Annotated in this window: 19 protein-coding genes; 11 read left to right on the top strand and 8 right to left on the bottom strand. The window is 65.4% G+C overall.

Annotated features, from left to right (window positions below):
- Positions 1-67: 67 nt before the first annotated feature.
- Positions 68-1276, bottom strand: coding sequence for a saccharopine dehydrogenase family protein (locus J2X38_RS09860; RefSeq protein ID WP_310253599.1), 1209 nt, complete (start codon positions 1274-1276; stop codon positions 68-70).
- 64 nt (positions 1277-1340) lie between these two features.
- Between J2X38_RS09860 and J2X38_RS09855 the strand changes: the two genes are divergently transcribed.
- The 5 genes from J2X38_RS09855 (at position 1341) to J2X38_RS09835 (ending at position 5545) form a co-directional block, all read left to right on the top strand.
- On the top strand, positions 1341-2330 hold the full coding sequence (locus tag J2X38_RS09855; protein WP_058538526.1) for a threonine/serine dehydratase: 990 nt from the start codon (positions 1341-1343) through the stop codon (positions 2328-2330).
- A gap of 50 nt (positions 2331-2380) precedes the next feature.
- Positions 2381-2833: a hypothetical protein gene (locus J2X38_RS09850; RefSeq protein ID WP_310253595.1), complete on the top strand. Its 453-nt coding sequence runs from the start codon at positions 2381-2383 to the stop codon at positions 2831-2833.
- Between the two features lie 191 nt (positions 2834-3024).
- On the top strand, positions 3025-4242 hold the full coding sequence (locus tag J2X38_RS09845) for a DUF3419 family protein (RefSeq protein ID WP_310253592.1): 1218 nt from the start codon (positions 3025-3027) through the stop codon (positions 4240-4242).
- Between the two features lie 4 nt (positions 4243-4246).
- Positions 4247-4906, top strand: coding sequence for a class I SAM-dependent methyltransferase (locus tag J2X38_RS09840; RefSeq protein ID WP_310253590.1), 660 nt, complete (start codon positions 4247-4249; stop codon positions 4904-4906).
- A gap of 48 nt (positions 4907-4954) precedes the next feature.
- Positions 4955-5545 carry a GNAT family N-acetyltransferase gene (locus J2X38_RS09835; protein WP_310253588.1) on the top strand — a complete coding sequence of 197 codons (591 nt, stop codon included), beginning with the start codon at positions 4955-4957 and terminating at the stop codon, positions 5543-5545.
- 4 nt (positions 5546-5549) lie between these two features.
- On the opposite strand, the gene J2X38_RS09830 is transcribed toward J2X38_RS09835, so the two are convergent.
- The 4 genes from J2X38_RS09830 to murI form a co-directional block, all read right to left on the bottom strand.
- Positions 5550-6803 (bottom strand): YceI family protein, encoded by a 1254-nt coding sequence (locus J2X38_RS09830; RefSeq protein ID WP_310253587.1) that lies wholly within the window; start codon positions 6801-6803, stop codon positions 5550-5552.
- Between the two features lie 72 nt (positions 6804-6875).
- Positions 6876-7565: a nitroreductase family protein gene (locus J2X38_RS09825; protein WP_310253585.1), complete on the bottom strand. Its 690-nt coding sequence runs from the start codon at positions 7563-7565 to the stop codon at positions 6876-6878.
- Positions 7562-8782: a 5-aminolevulinate synthase gene (gene hemA, locus J2X38_RS09820; protein WP_310253583.1), complete on the bottom strand. Its 1221-nt coding sequence runs from the start codon at positions 8780-8782 to the stop codon at positions 7562-7564. Before hemA ends, J2X38_RS09825 begins: the two co-directional genes overlap by 4 nt.
- A 137-nt stretch (positions 8783-8919) precedes the next feature.
- Positions 8920-9726 (bottom strand): glutamate racemase, encoded by an 807-nt coding sequence (gene murI, locus J2X38_RS09815; RefSeq protein ID WP_310253580.1) that lies wholly within the window; start codon positions 9724-9726, stop codon positions 8920-8922.
- Between the two features lie 213 nt (positions 9727-9939).
- Between murI and plsY the strand changes: the two genes are divergently transcribed.
- The 5 genes from plsY (at position 9940) to J2X38_RS09790 (ending at position 16413) form a co-directional block, all read left to right on the top strand.
- On the top strand, positions 9940-10560 hold the full coding sequence (gene plsY / locus J2X38_RS09810; protein ID WP_310253578.1) for a glycerol-3-phosphate 1-O-acyltransferase PlsY: 621 nt from the start codon (positions 9940-9942) through the stop codon (positions 10558-10560).
- Complete coding sequence (dprA, locus tag J2X38_RS09805; RefSeq protein WP_310253576.1) at positions 10557-11642, top strand: DNA-processing protein DprA; 1086 nt, start codon at positions 10557-10559, stop codon at positions 11640-11642. The genes plsY and dprA overlap by 4 nt, the downstream gene beginning before the upstream one ends.
- Positions 11643-11859: 217 nt before the next feature.
- Positions 11860-12477: a hypothetical protein gene (locus J2X38_RS09800; protein ID WP_310253574.1), complete on the top strand. Its 618-nt coding sequence runs from the start codon at positions 11860-11862 to the stop codon at positions 12475-12477.
- A gap of 67 nt (positions 12478-12544) precedes the next feature.
- Positions 12545-15109 (top strand): type I DNA topoisomerase, encoded by a 2565-nt coding sequence (gene topA / locus J2X38_RS09795; RefSeq protein ID WP_310253572.1) that lies wholly within the window; start codon positions 12545-12547, stop codon positions 15107-15109.
- A gap of 179 nt (positions 15110-15288) precedes the next feature.
- Positions 15289-16413, top strand: coding sequence for a lipase family protein (locus J2X38_RS09790; RefSeq protein ID WP_310253570.1), 1125 nt, complete (start codon positions 15289-15291; stop codon positions 16411-16413).
- A 97-nt stretch (positions 16414-16510) separates the two neighbouring features.
- On the opposite strand, the gene era is transcribed toward J2X38_RS09790, so the two are convergent.
- Genes era through lepB form a run of 3 tightly spaced genes read right to left on the bottom strand, consistent with a single transcriptional unit; the run spans position 16511 to position 18896 of the window.
- A complete protein-coding gene (gene era, locus J2X38_RS09785; protein WP_056374665.1) occupies positions 16511-17404 on the bottom strand; it encodes a GTPase Era in 894 nt (297 codons plus the stop codon).
- The gene (gene rnc, locus J2X38_RS09780; RefSeq protein WP_310253567.1) at positions 17401-18081 is read right to left on the bottom strand and encodes a ribonuclease III; all 681 of its coding nucleotides are present in this window, start codon (positions 18079-18081) and stop codon (positions 17401-17403) included. Before rnc ends, era begins: the two co-directional genes overlap by 4 nt.
- On the bottom strand, positions 18078-18896 hold the full coding sequence (gene lepB, locus J2X38_RS09775; protein ID WP_058538624.1) for a signal peptidase I: 819 nt from the start codon (positions 18894-18896) through the stop codon (positions 18078-18080). Before lepB ends, rnc begins: the two co-directional genes overlap by 4 nt.
- Positions 18897-19094: 198 nt before the next feature.
- On the opposite strand from lepB, the gene pgi reads away from it, so the two are divergent.
- On the top strand, positions 19095-20600 hold the full coding sequence (gene pgi, locus J2X38_RS09770) for a glucose-6-phosphate isomerase (RefSeq protein ID WP_058538540.1): 1506 nt from the start codon (positions 19095-19097) through the stop codon (positions 20598-20600).
- Positions 20601-20704: the final 104 nt, after the last annotated feature.

Raw genomic sequence — 20704 nt, 5'->3', positions numbered from 1 at the left:
GGGAACCCAGTTCCGCCGTGGCTACTGGGTTCCCGCTTTCGCGGGAATGACGAAAATGGAAGATCGGTCAGAAATCCAGCGGGCCGTCGAGTTCCTTCACCTGCCACGGCAGGCCATGCTGGTTCAGCATCTCCATAAAGGGATCGGGATCCATCTGCTCCATGTTGAACACGCCGTCGCCGCTCCACGTCCCGGTGACCATCATCGCCGCCCCGATCATCGCGGGCACGCCGGTGGTATAGCTCACCGCCTGGTTGCCCGTTTCGGCATAGGCGTCCTCATGGTCGCAGATATTATAGAGATAGAGCGTCTTTTCCTTGCCGTCCTTGCCAATGCCGGTCGCGATGACGCCGATATTGGTCTTGCCCTTGGTTGTCTCACCGAGGCTCGACGGTTCGGGCAGGACGGCCTTCAGGAACTGCAGCGGGACGATCTCGCGGCCTTCGTAGATCACCGGATCGATGCGCGTCATGCCGACATTCTGCAGCACGGTGAGGTGGGTGATATACGCCTCGCCAAAGGTCATCCAGAACCGGATGCGCTTGATTTCGGGCAGGTGGGTTTTGAGGCTTTCGATCTCCTCATGATACATGAGGTACATCGTCTTTTCGCCCACGGCCTCGAAGTCGAATTTCTGCTTCACCGACATCGGCGGGGTTTCGACCCAGTCGCCATTTTCCCAGTGACGCGCGACCGCGGTGACTTCGCGGATATTGATCTCGGGATTGAAGTTGGTCGCGAAATGCTGGCCGTGATCGCCGCCGTTGCAGTCGAGGATGTCGAGCGTGTCGATGCGGTCGAAATGATGCTTCTTGAGCCAGGTCGTGAACACGCTCGTCACCCCGGGATCGAAGCCCGAGCCGAGCAGCGCCATCAGTCCCGCGTCCTTGAAGCGGTCCTGATACGCCCACTGCCAGTGATATTCGAACTTCGCCTCGTCGCGCGGCTCGTAGTTCGCGGTGTCCATATAATGCGCGCCGGTCGACAGGCACGCCTCCATGATCGTGAGGTCCTGATAGGGGAGCGCGAGGTTCACGACATGCGTCGCGCCGATCGAGCGGATCAGCGCCGCGGTCGCGTCGATATGGTCGGCGTCGACCTCGGCGGTCTTGATCGTGACGCCGGTGCGTTCCTTCACCGAGTCGGCGATCGCGTCGCACTTGAACTTGCGGCGGCTCGCCAGCGTGATGTCGGGAAAAATGTCGGGGTTCATCGCCATCTTGTGCACCGCGACCGAACCGACGCCGCCTGCGCCGATCACCAGAACCTTGCTCATCGAAAAATCTCCTGCGCCTAGCTATGTGGCTTGTCTTGTATGGCCGGCCCTATAGGACGAAGCCATGACACAGCAAAGCCCCGATCCCCTGCTCGATCCGAACCGCGCACCCACGCTTGCAGGGGTCGAACGCGCCGCGGCGAAAGTCGCTGCATTGCTCCCGCAAACGCCGCTGCTGCCGCTCGAAGTCGACGGCAAGACCATCTGGTGCAAGGCCGAATGCCTGCAGCCCGTCGGCGCGTTCAAGATCCGCGGCGCGTGGCACCGATTGTCCGACCTGACGCCCGAACAGGCGGCGGCGGGGGTCGTCGGCGTGTCGAGCGGCAATCACGCGCAGGGCGTCGCCTGGGCCGCCAAGCGGCTGGGGATCAAGGCGACGATCGTGATGCCGAGCAATGCGCCGGCAATGAAGCTCGCCGCGACGCGCCAATTGGGCGCCGAGGTCGTGCTTTACGACCGCGTCACCGAATCGCGCGATGCGGTCGCGGCGAAATTGCTCGAACAGCGCGGCGGGACGCTTGTCCATGCCTATGGCGACCCGTGGATCATCGAGGGGCAGGGCAGCACCGGGACCGAAGCGAAGGCGCAGATGGCCGCGCGCGGGATTGGCGGTCCCGACAAGGTCGTTGCGTGCTGCGGTGGCGGCGGCCTGTCGGCGGGGCTCGCGCTTGCGCTTCCCGATGCCGAGATCGTCGCGGTCGAGCCCGAGGGCTGGGACGATGTCACGCGCAGCCTTGCCGCCGGCGAAATCCTGTCGGTCGAGGATATGGCCTATCCGACCGAGTGCGACGCGCTCCAGACCCCCGAGACCTGGCCGATCAACTTCGCGGTGCTGCAGGCGCGCGGCGTGCGCGGTGTCGTCGTGACGCGGAGCGAAGTGCGCCATGCGATGCGGACGGTGTTCGAGAAACTGCACCTCGTCGTCGAGCCTGGCGGCGCCGCCGCGCTCGCCGCGGTACTCGCGGGCAAGGTGCCACTGACCGACGCGACGCTCGTCACGCTGTCGGGCGGCAATGTCGACCCGTTGAAGTTCGCGGAGATCATCACCGAATAGGCTCGCGGATACTTATCCGCGCCCGAGCGTTTGAACGGGGAAGGAGAAGCATGATGCAGAAGAGTGTAATTTTGGCGAGCGCCGCGGCGCTGGTCCTGTTGGCCGGTTGCGAAAAGGCCGAGGCGCCCGCGCCTGCGCCGACCGATGCCACGACCACCGAGGTTCCGGTCGAAACCATGCCGCCCGAAGGCGCCGAGGCGACCGATCCCGCGACCGCGCCGCATCGCTTCGCGAGCTGGGCGGGCAAATGGACCGGGGTCGAGGGCATGTACGCCACGATCACCCCCGCCGCACCGGGCAAGTATAAGCTGGAGATGCAGTCGGACCTCGACACAAAGGGGACCTATGACGGCGAGGACAGCGAGCATGGCATCAAGTTCAAGCGCGGCGCCGAGGAACTGAGTCTGCATCGCGGCAGCGGCGACGAAACCGGCCTCAAATATCTCGCTGGCAAGAAGGAATGCCTGATCGTGAAGTCGGGCGAGGGCTATTGCCGGGACTAGCAAATAACTTCGTCATTCCCGCGAAGGCGGGAATCCCGCTAATGCGGCAAAAGCGGGATTCCCGCCTTCGCGGGAATGACGAGGAAAGAATTTCACCCATGTCGCCGGATTGTCATCGAACCGGCACGGAAATCGCATGAAAGCCTGCCATGCGCGGCCCCGGATCAACATTGTCCGGGGAACCCATTCGAATGGCCAGCCAACCCAATCGCAAGATCGCCGCCGCCGTCGTTCGCGAGGATGGCGAACAGAAACAACGCCTGCTCGACCGCGCTTTTGCGCTGGCCTTCAAGGGTCTCGTCTATGCCCAGATCTGGGAAGACCCGGTCGTCGACATGGAGGCGCTGGCGATCGCGCCGGGCAACCGGATCGCGACGATCGCGAGCGGAGGCTGCAACGTCTTCTCCTATTTGACGGCCGACCCGGCGGAGATCGTCGCGGTCGACCTCAACACCGCGCATGTCGCTCTCAACAATCTGAAACGCGTGGCGATCCAGCGGCTTCCCGATCACGCCAGCCTTCGCCGCTTTTTCGCCGACGCCGATAGCAGCGGCAATATTGCCGATTATCGCGCTTTTGTCCGCCCGCACCTCGACGAGACGAGCCGGCGCTATTGGGAAGGCCGCGACCTCGTCGGGCGGCGCCGGATCAACGGCTTCGCGCACGGGCTCTACAAGCGTGGGCTGCTCGGCAGCTTTATCGGGCTGGCCCACCTTGTCGCGCGGATGCACCGCGTCGATCCGCGCCAGTTCCTCGAAGCCAGGACGATCGAAGAACAGCGCGCGATCTTCGAGACGAAATTCGCGCCCTTCTTCGACCGCAAGTTCATCCGCTGGGTCACCGACCAGCGATCGTCGCTGTTCGGGCTCGGCATCCCGCCGGCCCAATATGACACGCTGGCCGACGGAAAGCCGATGGCCGATGTTCTGCGCGGACGCCTCGAAAAACTAACCTGCGATTTCCCGCTCGAGGACAATTACTTCGCCTGGCAGGCCTTTGGCCGCAGCTATGGAAAGGGTGCGGGGGCGTCATTGCCGCCCTATTTGCAGGCAGTCCATTATGCCGCCGTCCGCGCGCGCGCCGAGCGGGTCACGATGCTGCACGCGAACATGACCGACATGCTGGCCGCCGCCGACGCCGCGAGCTTCGACCGCTATATCTTCCTCGACGCGCAGGACTGGATGAGCGACGCGCAATTGACCGCGCTGTGGAGCGAGGTCGCGCGCACCGCGCGTCCCGGCGCGCGCGTTCTCTTCCGTACCGCTGCCGAACCGACGTTGCTCCCCGGGCGGCTCCCCGACGACCTGCTGCGGCGGTGGGATTATCGCGCGGCTGAATCGCTTGCATTTACGCGGCGCGATCGTTCGGCCATTTATGGCGGGGTCCATCTCTATATCCTGAAAGACTGATGCCATGACCGGGGGGGAGGGGCACGCCGCGCGCATGGACGGCGTCTATCGCGGTCAGCGGCATATCTATGACCTGACGCGCAAATATTATCTGTTGGGGCGCGACCGGTTGATCGACGAGCTGACGCCGCCGGTCGGCGGGCATGTGCTGGAAATCGGCTGCGGCACCGGGCGCAACCTGATCGCGGCGGCGCGCTGCTGGCCCGGCTCGAAATTCCATGGCATCGATATTTCGGAAGAAATGCTGAAGACCGCGCGCGCCGCGATCGCCCACGCGGGGCTGACCCGAAGGGTGAGCGTAGCGCAGGCCGACGCGACGGGTTTCGATCCGAACGCGCTGTTCCGCACCGCCAGTTTCGACCGCATCTTTCAAAGCTATACCTTGTCGATGATCCCCGACTGGCAGGGCGCGATCCGCGAAGCGATGTGCCATCTGTCGACCTATGGATCGCTGCACATTGTCGATTTCGGGCAACAGGAGGAAATGCCCGACTGGTTCCGCGCTGCGCTGTTCGCCTGGCTCGCGCGCTTTCACGTCGAACCGCGCGCGCTGTTGATCGAAGCCGCGCGCGAGGCTGCGAACGACGCCGGCGCGCGGCTCGCGGTGACGCGCCTTTATCGCGGCTATGCGTGGGCGCTGCGGCTGGACAAACGCCCGCGCTAGTCTTGCCAAGCGGCGCAACAGCTGCTCCACTCATTTGGGGGAGGCGCAATGACCGATATGATCTTGCCGGCGGGGGTCGCCGAACTGCCGTCGATTGCCGAAACGCTGGCGCAGGCCTTTCAGACCGACCCCGCGCTATCGTGGATCTTGCCCGATCCCGATCATCGCGCCCGCGCGCTCCGCAGCCTGTTTCGGACCCTCGTTCCTGTCGACGCCCGTGCCGGGATCGCGCTGCGTTCGCCGGGCGACGAGGCGGCGGCGCTCTGGCGCACACCGGGACAGGCGCATAGCGGTCCAGTCGAATTCCTGCGCACCGTGATCCCGCTCGTTGCGACCTTCGGCACCGCTCTGCCGCGCGGGCTGAAGGTGCAGGGCAGCATCGATGCCCACCGGCCCAAGGGGCGCTTCTGGTATCTCCATTATGTCGGCGTCCGCCCCGGGCATCAGGGCAAGGGGCATGGCGGGCGGATCATCCGCGCGCAGACGGCCGTCGCGGATGCCGAAGGTCTGCCCTGTTGGCTGGAGACCGCGACGCCCGAAAATGTACCTCTCTACGAGCGGCTGGGCTTCATCACGCAAGTGGAGTGGGACGTCCCCGACGGCCCGCATTTCTGGGGCATGATGCGCCCGTCATCCTGATCGATCAGGACGCCGGGCGCGTCGCGTTGAAGAAAAAGGCGATATCCACCGCGGCGGCGATCGCGTCGGTTGCTGCCCATTCGCCCTGGCCGACACCAAAGGCGGTGCGATCGATCCGCGCGGTTCCGGAAACGCGCGCGCGGTCACCGTCGATACGCAGCGTGAAGCGCAGCGTCGCGGGCTTGCTGGCGCCGCGCAGGTCGAGCGTGCCGCGCGCTTCATATTTATCCCCGCCAAGGTGGCGGATGTCGCGCGCGGCAAAGACCGCGCTCGGGTGCGCGCCGACATCGAAGAAATCGCTGCTCTTCAGCGAATCGTCGCGCTGGCCGTCGCCGGTGTCGGCCGAAGCGAGGTCGACCGTGACGCGAATGGTCGATTTGGCGAGCTCGTCGGGGCTGAAACGGATCGCGGCGCGCCAGCGATCGAAACGGCCATCGACCGCCTCGCCGTTCCAACGCGCCGTAAAGCCGAGCCGTCCGCCGGGCGCGACTGTCCAGTCGGCGAGCGGCTGGGCTGTATCCTCCGGCACTTCCTCCGCCGCCTCGATCGCCGTCGTTTCGTCATCCTTCGCTACGGGAACGATAGCCGATGTGGTTGGCGTGGCGACCGGAGGCGGCGCCGCTTTTTCGGCAGCGGGCCGGGGCCGTTCGGGATAGACCGTCTGGCCCGCGACAAAAGCAGCACCGACGAGCGCCAGCGCGCCGATGGCGACCCCCGCGGCCTTGCCGCGCGCAAAGGGAAGCATTCGCTGGAGTTCGGGCTTGCCGAGCAGCCACTGGTGACGCAGCGCACCCGCGATATGGAGCGCGAACAGTCCGATCGCGAGCCAAGCCATCGCGCCGTGGATCGATTCCGCGGGCTCATGCCAGCTCCGGGCAACGGGCAGGTGGGGCCAGGGGATGAGGCCGTAGAGCAAGGTCGGCACCTGAACCCGCGCGGTTGAGACGAGCAGCCACCCCGTGAGGGGGCCGAGGATCATCACCAGGTAGAAAAGCCCGTGGACCGTGCTGGCGAGCGCGCGCGTCCATACCGGGCCGTCGGATGCGGGCGGGCGCGGTGTGAACAGGCGCGCCGCAAGGCGCGCAAGGCTGAGCAGCAGGATCGTGATGCCGATCGATTTGTGCAGCTGGTAGCGCGCGAACAATTCGGGGCTGTTATTCCCCTCGAGCGCCCAGCCGAGCGCGATCTGGAATGCCAGCAGCAATGCGATGAGCCAGTGAAGCGTGATGGCGGTATAGCTATAACGCTGTGTCGGCATGATAATCTTTCGCGAGCAGGGAGGGATTCGCCCCACACCCTATCGAGTCATGCCGATCTTGTCGAAGGGGCGCTAATCGTCGAAACCGACGAAGCGCACCGCGTCATCGACGCCCTTGCGGTTCGATACCACCGCATTGGCCGGGAAATCGGCATCGGGCCAACCCATTGCGACGCAGATCATGATGACCTGATCGTCGGGGATGCGCGCATGCTCGCGCACGACGGGGCTTTGCATGATGCCCTGGCTGTTGATCACGCAGCCGAGCCCGCGCGACCAGGCGGCGTTGACCAGCGCGTTGGTGACGGCACCGCAATCGAACGGTGCGATGTCGCTACCGAGCAGGACGCGGTCATAGGTCACGACGACGCTCACCGGCGCGTCGAACTGGCGGAAACCGCGGAGCACCCAGTCCTGCCGCCCATCCTTGTCGTCGCGCTGAATGCCCATGGCGCCGAAAAGCTGTTTGGCGATCTCGATCTGGCGGGCACGATGATCGTCGGCGATGCCGTCGAAGCGGCGGAATTCGCGGCTGTCGGGCTTGCCCGCGAGGATGCCGTCGGTGTTGCCCCGCCGGATCGCCGCGAGCGGTGCGCCGGTGACGACCGAGAAATTCCAGCACTGGTTGTTGAACGACGAGGGGGCGCGCATCGCGACCCCGAGGATTTCGGTAATCAATGCCTTCGGAACGGGCTTGTCGAGGAAGCCGCGGATCGAGCGGCGTCCGACGACGACGTCATCGAAACCGGGTGCCGTCGTCACGCGGCCTTCTGAAGCTGCAGTTCGAGCCGGTCCCAGATCTCGACCAGCGCGCTCGTCAGCTCGCGCATCATCGCCTCGTCATGCGCCGGACCCGGCGTGAAGCGCAGGCGTTCGGTGCCGCGCGGCACGGTCGGGAAATTGATCGGCTGCACATAGACGCCATATTCGGCGAGCAGGATGTCGCTGATCTTCTTCGCGCGCACCGGGTCGCCGACCATCAGCGGGACGATGTGCGTCGTCGAATCCATCACCGGCAGGCCCGCGTCGCGGAAGCATTGCTTGAGGTAAGCCGCGGCTTCCTGCTGCGCGTCGCGCTCGACGCTCGACGCCTTCAGGTGGCGCACGCTCGCGAGCACACCCGCGACGAGCACCGGCGACAGGCTGGTCGTGAAGATGAAGCCCGGCGCATAGCTGCGGATCACGTCGATGATATTCTTGTCGGCGGCGATATAGCCGCCCATCACGCCGAACGCCTTGCCGAGCGTGCCCTCGATGATGGTGATGCGATCGGCCGCTTCATCGCGGTCCGAAATGCCGCCGCCGCGCGGGCCGTACATGCCGACGGCATGGACTTCGTCGCAATAGGTCAGCGCATTATATTTGTCGGCGAGGTCACAGATTGCGTGGATCGGGGCGACGTCGCCGTCCATCGAATAGACGCTTTCGAACGCGATCAGCTTCGCCGCCTCGGGATCGTCGGACGCGAGCAGTTCTTCCAGATGCGCAAGGTCGTTGTGGCGCCACACGCGCTTTTCGCAGCCCGAGTTGCGGATGCCCGCGATCATCGACGCGTGGTTGAGCTCGTCCGAATAGATGATGCAGTTCGGGAGCAGCTTGCCGAGCGTACCGAGCGTCGCTTCGTTCGAGATATAGCCCGAGGTAAACAGCAACGCGCCGTCCTTGCCGTGCAGGTCGGCGAGTTCGTGCTCGAGATCGATATGATAATGCGTGTTGCCGCCAATATTGCGTGTTCCGCCCGAACCCGCGCCGACGTCGTGCAGCGCGCCTTCCATCGCTTCGATGACCTTGGGATGCTGGCCCATCGCGAGATAGTCGTTCGAGCACCACACGGTGATCGGCTTCGGCCCGTTGTGGCCGGCAAAGCAGCGTGCGTTCGGAAAAGCACCGCGATTGCGCAATATGTCGATAAAGACGCGGTAGCGTCCTTCTTCATGCAGCCGGTCGATGGCCCGAGCGAAGATGTCGTTATAGTTCACGTTTCAGCCCCGCAGTCAGGTGCCAATCAGGCTCTTGGGCCGCTCCCTCCGGCGGCGATTAACAGGCGGGCCAATAACGCCGAATCTGGCTGAAATCCAGTGCGAACGATTCGCAACTTATGGGACAAATTGTCCTATCAGATCGTCTCGATCGAGCCGATGCCATAGGGAGCCAGCGCGGCGAGCGGCGGTGGTGGACGGTCGTCGCTGCGCGTGAAGACCGCGACACCGGGGGCGGCCGCGGCGGGCCACGGCTGGCCTTCGGTCAGATAGGCGATGCGCCGTGCGATGCCCGCGGCGCCATCAATCAGGGTCACCCCGGGCCCCGCCGCAGCCTGCAATTCGTCCTGCAACAACGGAAAATGCGTGCAGGCAAGGACGATCACGTCGATCCGGTCGCCGCCGGGCTGGTCGCGCAGGCCCGCAATCGCGCGCGCGATCGTGTCGGGATCTACCGCCTCGCCACGCAGCTTCGCCTCGGCGCCGGTAACCAGACCCGGGCTGCCGTGGCGCAGCACGGTCTTGCCGGCGGCGAATTTTGCGCTGAGATCGTCGACATAGGGCTGGCGTACTGTCGCCTCGGTGCCGAGCACACCGATGACGCCGCTCTTGGTCAGCTCGGCGGCGGGCTTGATCGCGGGCACCGTACCGACGATCGGCAGGTCGAGTGCGGCGCGGACATGGGCGAGCGCGATCGTCGAGGCGGTGTTGCACGCGATGACCGCAAGCCGCGGTTGGTAGCGTTCGACGAGGCGGCCGAGCAGCGCGGGAACCCGTGCGGCGAGTTCGTCGTTGCTCTTCTTGCCATAGGGCAGCCCGGCATAATCGGCGGCGTAGACGAACGGCGCGGTCGGAAGCAGCGCGCGCGTCGGCCCCAGCACGGTGAGCCCGCCAAGGCCACTGTCGAAGAAGAGAATGGGCGCATCGGGCGCGGGAGCGTTCATGGGCTTTCGCCTAGCAGCGCAAAGAGCGGTGCTCAATTGCTTCCCGTCGCCCCCGCGAAGGCGGGGGCCGCTGGAGATGTTGAGCAAGGCCAACAGCGGCCCCCGCCTTCGCGGGGGCGACGGGTTAATCCGTTTTGGCGGCCAAGCCATCCTAATCCGTTGATTGCATCGTCCAACATCGCCACACTGGCGCCGAACGGAGCGGGGAGCGTCATGACTTTATATTTGCTGATTGCCGCGGGGTATCTGTTGGGGTCGATCCCGTTCGGCGTGATCCTGACGCGCCTGTTCGGTGCGGGCGACCTGCGCCAGATCGGGTCGGGCAATATCGGCGCGACCAATGTGCTGCGTACCGGACGCAAGGGGCTGGCGGCGGCGACGCTGATCCTCGACGGCGCAAAGGGCGCTGTCGCGGTGCTGCTCGCGCGCCATTTCGTCCCCGAACTCGGCGACCATGCCGCGATGATCGCGGGCGCCGCGGCGATGATCGGCCATTGCTATCCCGTGTGGCTGAAATTCCGCGGCGGAAAGGGTGTTGCGACATTGCTGGGCCTTGCGCTCGCGCTCGCCTGGCCGATCGGGCTGGTGTTCGCCATCGTGTGGCTCGGCACCGTCCTGTTGCTGCGTATCTCGTCGCTCGGCGGGATGCTCGGCGCGGTGTCGGCACCGCTCGCCGCGCTTGCCTTCGGCCATCAGATCTATGCCATCGGCCTTGCCGGCCTCGCAGTAATCGTGCTGTGGCGCCACCGCGAAAATATCGCACGGCTGCGCGCCGGGACCGAGCCGCGGGTTGGCGGAAAGAAGGACGCCCCCAAAGGAGCAGGCGGAGCGTGACCCACGCCGAGCGGCTGGCGCGGCTGCGGCTGACCCGCACGCCGCACGTCGGGCCGGTCAGCTGGCATCAGCTGATGCAGCGCTTCGGATCGGGCGAGGCCGCGCTCGATGCGCTGCCCGATCTCGTCCTGCGCGGCGGGGCAGGGAAGGCGCGCATCGCACCGGTCGAGGCCGCCGAGCGTGAGATCGAGCGCGTGGCGGCGCTCGGCGCACGCCATATTTTCAGCGACGAGGACGGCTATTCGCCGATGCTGCGCGAGGTCGAGGGCGCGCCGCCCGTCGTCGTCGTGCGCGGCGATACCGCGATGCTACGCCGCCCATGCGTCGCGATCGTCGGTGCGCGCAATGCGTCGGCGATCGCATGCCGCTTCGCGCGCCAGCTCGCGGCCGATCTGGCGGCGCGCGACGTGACGGTGATTAGCGGGCTGGCGCGCGGGGTCGACACCGCCGCGCATATCGGCGCGCTCGGCGGATCGACCGTTGGCGTCATCGCGAGCGGAATCGACATCGCCTTTCCGCCCGAAAACGCCGCGCTGCAGGAAAAGATCGCGAGCGACCAGTTGCTTATCGCCGAACAGCCGCCGGGCACCGAGCCGCTTGCACGTCACTTCCCGTCGCGCAACCGCATCATCGCCGGGATCGCGCACGGGACGGTGGTGATCGAGGCGGCGCCCAAATCGGGATCGCTGATCACCGCGCGCCGCGCCGGCGACTATGGACGCGAGGTGATGGCGGTGCCGGGCTCGCCGCTCGATCCGCGCGCGCAGGGCTGCAACCTGCTGATCCGCGAGGGCGCGACGCTGATCCAGACGGTCGACGATGTGCTCGAAGCGGTCGGGCCGATCGACGCGCGCATGGTCCGCGAACCGGTGCAGAGTTACGCCGCCGCGCCCGCGCCGGTCGATGCCGGCGAGGGCGAACGCCGGTCGCTGATCGACCTGCTCGGCCCGACGCCCGTCGCGGTCGATGAGCTGGTGCGGCAGTCGGGGCAGGCGGCGGCGACCGTCCAGCTCGTCCTGCTCGAACTCGAACTGGCGGGGCGCGTCGAGCGCCATGCCGGAGCGAAGATTTCGCTCGTATGACCCGACGGCCGGGAAATCATCCGCAGCGTCGGCAAATATGACGCGGGCAAATGCCTCCTGCCCACCGATTTCAAATAGCAGGCAGTTGATGCAAAATCCGGCTTGACGGAATCAAACGATCCCCGCCACCCTCGCGCGCAGTCGGGCGAAGGGGGAACGTCGGTAAATGCAATATGATGCGAGTTTGCTCGTCCCCACTTTGCGGCGGACATGGGATATGGCGGTCGCCATGCCGGGCACCGTTTTGGTTGCCTGGCTGGCAACCGCGACAGCGGGGGTTGCGTCGGATGTTGCCATCGAACGGACGGGCGGCTACGGCAGCGGAATCCTGATTGTCTATGGCATTGCCATCACCTTCGTTCAGGTCTGGATCACCCGCGAAGCCCTTGCGCAGGCTGGAATTGCCGCCGCCATGTCCGCCGCTAATTCGCTGAGCGTCTATTTGCAGGGCCTGTTGGTCGGGCTCGGCGTGTTGTTGGGGCTCGTCCTCCTGATATTGCCCGGGCTCTATGTCTTTGCGCGCTGGTATCTCGCCGGCGCGTTGCTCGTGCGCGACGAGGGCGGCCGCCGCGCGGCGATGCAGCGAAGCTGGGATATGCTTGCGGTGCATTGGCCCGCCGCGCTTGGCGTCGGGTTGATCCTGTTCGCGCTATCGGTGGCGCCGTTGGCGGTCGAGATCGCGGCGCCGGCTCTGGCGTTTGAATATGGGTTCGGGTGGCTGGTGGCGACGAACCTGGCCGCGGCGATCGGTGTTGTGGGGAGCTATCTGGCCGCGGTGGCGCTGCTCTTGAACATCGAGCAACCGGCATCGACGTTACAGGAAATTTTCGGTTGACGCGGCGCCCGTCGGCGCCACCCTCACGCGTACGTACGTAAGGGACAGCTAGGACTAAAGGTTTTTCATGCAATTGGTAATTGTGGAATCGCCCGCAAAGGCGAAGACGATCGAGAAATATCTGGGGCGCGATTTCAAAGTGCTGGCGTCCTACGGCCATGTTCGCGACCTGCCGCCCAAGGACGGATCGGTCGATCCCGACGACGGCTTCGCGATGCAGTGGCAGCTGTATCCCGACAAGACGAAGCGGATGAAGGAAATCCAGGACGCGGCAAAGACCGCTGATCGATTGATTCTCGCGACCGACCCTGATCGCGAGGGAGAGGCGATCAGCTGGCATGTGCAGGAATTGCTGCGCAGCAAAAAGGCGCTGCCCGCCGAGGTCGACCGCGTCACCTTCAACGCGATCACCAAGGATGCGGTGCTCACCGCGATGGCGCAGCCGCGTGCGCTCGACGACGACCTGATCGACGCCTATCGCGCCCGCCGCGCGCTCGATTATCTCGTCGGCTTTACGCTGTCGCCGGTGCTGTGGCGCAAGCTGCCCGGCGCCAAATCGGCGGGCCGCGTCCAGTCGGTTACGCTCCGCATGATCGTCGAACGCGAGCGCGAAATCGAAGCCTTTGTTGCGCAGCAATATTGGTCGATCACCGGCCTGTTCGAAATGTCGGGCACGCCGTTCAAGGCGCGCCTTGCGCAATGGCGCGGCGACAAGATCGAGCGGCTGTCGATCACCAGCGAAGCCGATGCGCGCGCTGCCGAAGCCGATGTGAAGGCGGGGCATTTCACCGTCGATGCGGTTGAAACCAAGCCGCTCACGCGCAACCCGCCGCCGCCCTTCACGACATCGACGCTGCAACAGGAGGCCGCGCGCAAGCTGGGTTTTTCCGCCAGCCACACGATGCGGGTCGCGCAAGGACTCTATGAGGACGGCGCGATCACTTACATGCGAACCGACGGCGTCCAGATGGACGGTGCCGCGATCAGCGCGGCGCGTGCCGCGATCGCGAACCGCTATGACGGCGGCTATGTCCCCGACAAGCCGCGTCTCTATCAGACCAAGGCAAAAAATGCCCAGGAGGCCCACGAAGCGATCCGTCCGACCGACTTTTCAAAAGACAAGGCGGGCAGCGGCGATCATGCGCGGCTGTACGAGCTGATCTGGAAGCGCGCGATGGCGAGCCAGATGGCCTCGGCGCGGTTGGAGCGGACCAGCATCGACCTGACCGACGGCACCGGAAAAACGATGATGCGCGCCACCGGACAGGTCATCAAATTTCCCGGCTTTCTGGCGCTGTATGACGAAGGCCGCGACGACAGCAATGACGATGACGACGCACGCCTGCTGCCCGCAATGGCCAAGGGCGATGCCCCCGCGAAGACGGGGGTCGAGGTCGAAAGCCACGAAACCCAGCCGCCGCCGCGCTATTCCGAAGCCAGCATGGTCAAGAAGATGGAAGAGCTGGGGATTGGGCGTCCATCGACCTGGGCGGCGATCCTGCAGGTTCTGAAGGATCGCGCCTATGTGACGGTCGAAAAGAATCGCTTCATTCCGGAAGAAAGCGGGCGGTTGCTGACGGCGTTCCTCGAACGCTTTTTTGCGCGCTATGTCGAATATGATTACACCGCCGGGCTCGAGGAAGAGCTCGACGACGTCTCGGGCGGCCGCGCGCAGTGGCAGGCGGTGCTCGAACGCTTCTGGCGCGACTTCAAGCCGCGCACCGGCGAGGTGATGGAGCAGAAGCCGTCGGAGATTACCGCGGCGCTCGACGAATTCCTCGGCCCCTATCTCTTCCCCGACAAGGGCGACGGCAGCGACCCGCGCATCTGCCCCAATTGCGGCACCGGCAAGCTGGCGCTGCGCGGCGGCAAGTTCGGGCCGTTCATCGCGTGCAGCAATTACCCCGACTGCAAATATACGCGGAAATTTGCGCAGCCGGGCGGCAGTGACGGTGCCGATACCGGCCCCGAGGCGATGGGCACCGACCCCGAGTCCGGGCTGGAGGTTACCAAGCGCAGCGGGCGCTTCGGTCCCTATATCCAGCTCGGCGACGGCAAGGAGGCAAAGCGCTCGTCGATCCCGAAGGATATCCCGGGCGAGGATTTCGATCTCGATTATGCGATCCGGCTCTTGAACCTGCCGCGCGAGGTCGGGGTGCACCCCGAAAGCGGCAAGCCGATCATGGCGGGGCTGGGGCGCTATGGCCCCTATCTGCTCCACGACGGCAAATATGCGAAGCTGACCGGCACCGCCGAAATCTTCGACATCGGCATGAACACCGCGGTCGTCCGCATCGCCGAAGCGGCAGCCGGCGGCGGGCGCGGGCGCACCAAGGCCGAACCGCTCAACACCTTCGGCCCGCATCCGACGAGCGGCGGCGAGATGAAGCTGATGGAAGGACGCTTCGGTCCCTATGTCACCGACGGCACGACCAACGCGACGCTGCCCAAGAGCGCCGACCCCGCGACGCTGACGCTCGAAGAGGCGATCGCGCTGATCGACGCACGCGCGGCAAAGGGGCCGGCGAAGGGCAAGAAGAAAGCAGCGCCAAAGAAGGCTGCGGCGAAGAAGGCCCCAGCCAAGAAAGCGCCTGCAAAGAAGGCTCCGGCGAAGAAGAAGGCGGCCGAATAACGCCGGCGGAAAGGCGTTCGCCCCTTTATCTCGTCATTCCCGCGAAAGCGGGAACCCAGCTGCATCGGTTGCTCGCTGGGTTCCCGCTTTCGCGGGAATGACGAATTTTTGGGGGACGTTACAGTCCGCGTTCCCGTCGCCGCCAAGCCGTGTTACGGTGATCATCCGGGAGACTGTCCATGCGCCACCTGCTTGCCGCCGCCCTGCTTACCATATTCTCGGTATTTTCGTTGCCCGCCGCGGCGCAGTCTTCCCGATATTTGATCTCCGCCCAGCCCATGACCGACGCGCCGCCGGGCGTGCAGGCGTGGCGCGTGCAATATTGGACCACCAACGGCAATGGCCAACGCTTCGCCGTCACCGGCATCGTTGCCGCCCCGATGGAGGCGATTCCGCCGCGTCCGCGCCGCGTGATCGCCTGGACCCACGGCGCCTGGGGCGTCGCCGAGAAATGCGCGCCCTCGCTCAGCCCGAATTTCTTCGCCGCCACCGCGGGGATCGATGCGGTGCGCAGCGGTTATGTCGTCGTCGCGCCCGATTATATCGGCCTTGCCAACCCGACGATGCATCCGTTCCTCGTCGGCCCGGACACAGCGCAGTCGGTCCTCGACGGCGTGCGTGCGGCGCGCGAAATCCCCGGCGCTGCTGCCGGCGCCGATTTTGCGGTCTGGGGTGAATCGCAGGGAGGCCATGCAGCGCTCTGGACCGCAATCGCCGCGCGTTCCTATGCCCCCGATTTGCGGCTCATCGCGACCGCAGCGGCCGCCCCGCCAACCGATCTCGCCGCCAATCTCCGCGAAGGCAGCGACAAGAATGCGCGTGCGCTGCTTTTGTCCTTCACGCTGCACAGCTGGTCGACGCTCTATGGCTTTTCGCTCGATTCCATCGCCAACCGCACGAACCAGGGCATCATTCATCGGCTCGCCGAGAATAATTGCGTGAGCTTCGACAAGAAGCCGAAGCTTGGCACCATCCTCGGCATCCTCACCATCGTCCGCGCAACGAAGAACAAGGATATCGCGCAGATCGAGCCCTTCGGCTCCTTCGCGCGCACCAACAGCGCCGATCCCGCGCGCGTGCCGGGACCGCTGCTGATCGCGCAGAGCCGCAACGACACGATCGTCGCGCCGGCGGTCACGCGCAAGTTCGCCAAATCGGTCTGCCGGCGCGGAACGCCGCTGCGCTGGATCGACATGACGGGCGATCACGGGGCCAGCGCGCGCGAAAGTTCGCAGGAAACGATCGGCTGGATCACCTCGCGCTTCGATGGCAACCCGCCGCCGAACGACTGCCGGCGGATTTAACTCCTCTGTCGTCATCCTCGCTGAGGCGGGGATCAAGTTTCGGCGACCGCGAGGAAAAAGCGGGATTCCCGCATTTGCGGGAATGACGAGAAAAGGGTCAATCGACCCAATCAAGCCCCATGTCGCGATAGACGCCGCGGTCCTCGTCCCAGTTCGCCTTGACCTTCACATGCAGGAACAGATGGACCTTGCGGCCGAGCAGCTCAGTCAGCTCGGCGCGCGACTTGCTGCCGATCTCCTTGATCCGCTCGCCCTTGTGGCCGAGGATGATCGCGCGCTGGTTGTCACGCGCGACCAGGATTTGCTGGTGGATTTCGGCGCTGCCGTCGGGGCGCGTCGTGAACTTCTCGGTCTCGACGGTCGACTGGTACGGCAGTTCCTCGTGGAGCTGGCGATAGAGCTGCTCGCGCGTGATTTCGGCCGCGAGCATACGCTCAGGCGCGTCGCTGACCTCGTCCTCGGGAAAATGCCAGTGGCCTTCGGGCATCAGCGCCGCCAGCGTCGCCTTGAGTTCGGGAACGCCGTCGCCGGTGCTCGCCGAGATGAAGAAGGTTTCGTCGAATTTGACGCGCTCGTTGAGCTGCGTCGCGATCGTCAGCAATTTGTCCTTCTTGGTCAGGTCGACCTTGTTGAGGACGAGGAACTTCTTCTCGGGCCGCCCCTCGATCCCCTGCAGCACGCGCTCGGCGCGCTCGCCGAGCTTTGCCGCGGCGTCGATCATCACGAGGATCGCTTCGGCCTGGTCGAGGCTGTTCCACGCCGCCGCGACCATCGCGCGGTCGAGCCGGCGCGTCGGGGCGAAGATGCCCGGCGTGTCGATCAGCACGATCTGCGTTTCGCCGTCCATCGCAACGCCCATCAACCGCGTGCGCGTCGTCTGCGCCTTCGGGCTGACGATCGCGACCTTCTGGCCGACGAGCGCGTTGACGATCGTCGATTTGCCCGCGTTGGGCGCGCCGACGACGGCGACAAATCCGCAACGGTGGGTCATAACTTCATTCCTTCGAGTTCGGCGAGCAGGGCCGCCGCTGCGGCTTTTTCGGCCGCCTGTTTTGATGCGCCTTCGGCTTCGGCGCGCGCGAGCTTGCCGATACTGACCGCGATGCGGAAGCGCGGGGCGTGGTCGGGGCCTTCGCGCGCGATGATTTCATATTCGGGCGGGCGGCGTTTGCGCGCCAGCGCCCATTCCTGCAGCGCGGCCTTGGGATGCTTGGGTGCTTCCTGCTGCCCGTCTATCATATCATCCCAGTGGGTGAGGATGAAGCGGCGCGCGGCATCGGCGCCTTGGTCGAGATAGATCGCGCCGATCAGCGCCTCGATCGCGTCAGCGGCGATATTGTCGCTATACCGCCCGCCATCGCTCCGCGCCTGCGCGCCGAAGCGAACGAGGTCGGTGAGCTTCAGCCGCTGCGCGATCGCGGCGCAGGTCGCGCCCGATGCCAGCACATGCAGGCGCGACGACATCTCGCCCTCGCTCGCCGAGGGAAAGCGCGTGTAGAGCTCGGAGGCGATGACGAGCCCGAGCACGCGGTCGCCGAGGAATTCGAGCCGCTGGTAATCGGCGCGCCCTGTGCTGCCGTGCGTCAGCGCCAGATCGTAGAGCGCCGGATCGTCCGGGGTGCAGCCGATGATCTCGGCGAGCGCCCCGGTGTTAAGCGGATCGTTCAAAAACCGTCCCCGATGCGGCCCCAGCGCGCGGCGGTGAACCAGCTGATCGGGTTGATCCAGCTCGCCGATCCGTCGGTCGAGAACATGCCGACCAGTGCGTGGCCGACCAGGTTTTCCTCGGGAACGAGGCCGATGCCCTGATTTTCCATCGCGGGGAAACGGCTGTCGGCGCTGCGGTCGCGGTTGTCGCCCATCAGGAACAGATGGCCCGCAGGCACGACGACAAGCGGGGTATTGTCCTCGGGGATCGTCGTGATGTCGAGGATGTTATAGCTTTTGCCGCTCGGCAGCGTTTCCTTGAACTGCTTGTAGCGGCACTGGCGCTGGCCGTCGGCGGCGACTTCCTCGAACTCGGGCGAATAGCAGGGCAGGGTGCCCGTCATGCGCGAGGCTTCGACCATGTTCGGCGTCACCGGAATGACGAAATCGGCGATGGCTTCGCGCTTCAGCGGCTTGCCGTTCAGCCAGACGATGCCTTCTTTCACCTGCACGCTGTCGCCGGGCAGGCCGATCACGCGCTTGATATAATCATTGTCGGCAACCGGCGGCGCCTTGAACACGACGACGTCGCCGCGTTCGGGCGTGCGCGCGAAAATTCGGCCCGGGATCAGCGGCGCGCTGAACGGCAGGCTGTATTTCGAATAGCCATAGGCCATCTTGTTGACGAGCAGATAGTCGCCGATCAGCAGCCGCGGCTGCATCGATTCCGACGGGATATTGAACGGCGACAGGAAAAAGCTACGGAAAATCAGCACCGCGATCGCGAGCAGCGCGAGGAAGCGGACGGTGTCGACCGCCTCTTCCTTGGCGGACACCGGTGCCGGGGTCGGGGACGACGGCGCGGGTCCGGTCGGGGGCGTGACATCGGCGGTAAAGCTGGCTTGGGTCATGCCGCGCATTGGCGATGAATAGGTTGCCACGTCAAGCAAATATCGGTGGACGACACTGGCGCGCGGGTGGCCGTGGGCTTAGAGAAAGTCCGCGATTCACTCCCCCTTCGAGGACAATAGACGATGACAACCGCATCCGACGCCTGGCAGGCCCTTTCGAACTGGCAGCCGCAGAAGCTGACCGATCTGGTCGCCACCGACCCCGAAACGCGCCTGCAGGCGCTGGTGCGGAGCGTCGCCGACATCCGTTTCGACTTTGCCAAGACGCATCTCGATGCGGCGGCTGTCGATATTCTCTCGGGCCTCGCCGACGCACAGGATTTCGGGGGCCGGCGCAAGACGCTCTTCTCGGGCGGCATCGCCAATCCGACCGAAGACCGCGCCGCCGAGCATAGCGCCGAACGCGGCGACGGTGCGCCGGAGTCGGTCCACGCCGCGCAGGCATTGCACCAGCGGATGCGGATGATGATCGACGCGATCGAGGCCGGCGCGTTCGGCGAGATCCGCCACCTGCTCCACATCGGCATCGGCGGATCGGCGCTCGGCCCCGATCTGCTCATCGACGCGCTCGGCCGCCACAGCGACCGTTATGACGTCGCGGTGGTGTCGAACGTCGACGGCGCTGCGCTCGACGAAGCCTTCGCCCGGTTCAGCCCCGAACATACTTTGGTCGCGGTCGCTTCGAAAACCTTCACGACGACCGAAACCCTGCTCAACGCGAATTCGGCGCTGCTCTGGCTCGAAGAAGCCGGGGTTACCGACCCCCTCGGCCGCTTCATCGCGCTGACCGCAAAGCCCGAACGCGCGATCGAGTGGGGCATCGACGAAACGCGCATCCTGCCGTTCAACGAAAGCGTCGGCGGGCGCTATTCGCTCTGGTCGTCGATCGGCTTTCCCGCCGCGCTCGCGCTCGGCTGGGACGCTTTTGCCGACCTGCTCGAGGGCGCTGCCGAGATGGACCGCCATTTCCGCCTTGCCGACGGCGCCGACAATATCTGCCTGCTCGCCGCCTTCGCCGACCAGATTTATGCGAACCGCCTCGGCTGCCAGACGCGCGCGGTCTTTGCCTATGACGAACGGCTGCGTCTGCTTCCCGACTATCTGCAACAGCTCGAAATGGAATCGAACGGCAAGTCGGTTACATTGGACGGCCAGCCCGTCGGCCGCGAAAGCGCGCCGATCACCTGGGGCGGGGTCGGCACCGACGCGCAGCATGCGGTGTTCCAGCTGCTGCATCAGGGCACGCACTTGACCCCGGTCGAGTTCGTCGTTGCGCGCGAGCCCGACCATCTGCTCGACGATGCGCATCACGAAACGCTCGTCGCGAACTGCATCGCACAGGGCGCGGCGTTGATGACGGGGCGCGCCAGCGAGGATGGCGCGCGCAACTATCCGGGCGACCGTCCGTCGACCACGATCCTGCTCGACCAGGTCACGCCGCGCAGCCTCGGCGCGCTGATCGCCTTCTACGAACATCGGGTGTTCGCCAATGCCGTGCTGCTCGGCATCAACCCGTTCGACCAGTTCGGGGTCGAACTGGGCAAGGAAATGGCCAAGGGTCTTGCCGAAGGAACGGTCGAATTCGACGCCGCGACTCAGGCACTGATGAAGGCCGCGCGCGGCGAATAGCCCTCCGCTCCATCACTGTGACCGCAAAATTCGATTGGCATCGCATGCCGGGGTAACCACATAGGCCGCCGACGCGAATTACACGCGACCATAAGGATCAGGGG

It is taken from the genome of Sphingopyxis sp. BE235 (assembly GCF_031457175.1).
GTDB lineage: Bacteria > Pseudomonadota > Alphaproteobacteria > Sphingomonadales > Sphingomonadaceae > Sphingopyxis.
The sequence above is the reverse complement of the archived record's forward strand: the minus strand, read 5'-3'. Positions and strand labels throughout refer to the sequence as shown.

Excerpts from the sequence above, each read along its gene's own strand:
- J2X38_RS09860 (WP_310253599.1), bottom strand. The coding sequence starts at position 1,276 with ATGAGCAAGGTTCTGGTGATCGGCGCAGGCGGCGTCGGTTCGGTCGCG.
- J2X38_RS09855 (WP_058538526.1), top strand. The coding sequence starts at position 1,341 with ATGACACAGCAAAGCCCCGATCCCCTGCTCGATCCGAACCGCGCACCC.
- J2X38_RS09850 (WP_310253595.1), top strand. The coding sequence starts at position 2,381 with ATGATGCAGAAGAGTGTAATTTTGGCGAGCGCCGCGGCGCTGGTCCTG.
- J2X38_RS09845 (WP_310253592.1), top strand. The coding sequence starts at position 3,025 with ATGGCCAGCCAACCCAATCGCAAGATCGCCGCCGCCGTCGTTCGCGAG.
- J2X38_RS09840 (WP_310253590.1), top strand. The coding sequence starts at position 4,247 with ATGACCGGGGGGGAGGGGCACGCCGCGCGCATGGACGGCGTCTATCGC.
- J2X38_RS09835 (WP_310253588.1), top strand. The coding sequence starts at position 4,955 with ATGACCGATATGATCTTGCCGGCGGGGGTCGCCGAACTGCCGTCGATT.
- J2X38_RS09830 (WP_310253587.1), bottom strand. The coding sequence starts at position 6,803 with ATGCCGACACAGCGTTATAGCTATACCGCCATCACGCTTCACTGGCTC.
- murI (WP_310253580.1), bottom strand. The coding sequence starts at position 9,726 with ATGAACGCTCCCGCGCCCGATGCGCCCATTCTCTTCTTCGACAGTGGC.
- plsY (WP_310253578.1), top strand. The coding sequence starts at position 9,940 with ATGACTTTATATTTGCTGATTGCCGCGGGGTATCTGTTGGGGTCGATC.
- J2X38_RS09800 (WP_310253574.1), top strand. The coding sequence starts at position 11,860 with ATGGCGGTCGCCATGCCGGGCACCGTTTTGGTTGCCTGGCTGGCAACC.
- topA (WP_310253572.1), top strand. The coding sequence starts at position 12,545 with ATGCAATTGGTAATTGTGGAATCGCCCGCAAAGGCGAAGACGATCGAG.
- J2X38_RS09790 (WP_310253570.1), top strand. The coding sequence starts at position 15,289 with ATGCGCCACCTGCTTGCCGCCGCCCTGCTTACCATATTCTCGGTATTT.
- era (WP_056374665.1), bottom strand. The coding sequence starts at position 17,404 with ATGACCCACCGTTGCGGATTTGTCGCCGTCGTCGGCGCGCCCAACGCG.
- pgi (WP_058538540.1), top strand. The coding sequence starts at position 19,095 with ATGACAACCGCATCCGACGCCTGGCAGGCCCTTTCGAACTGGCAGCCG.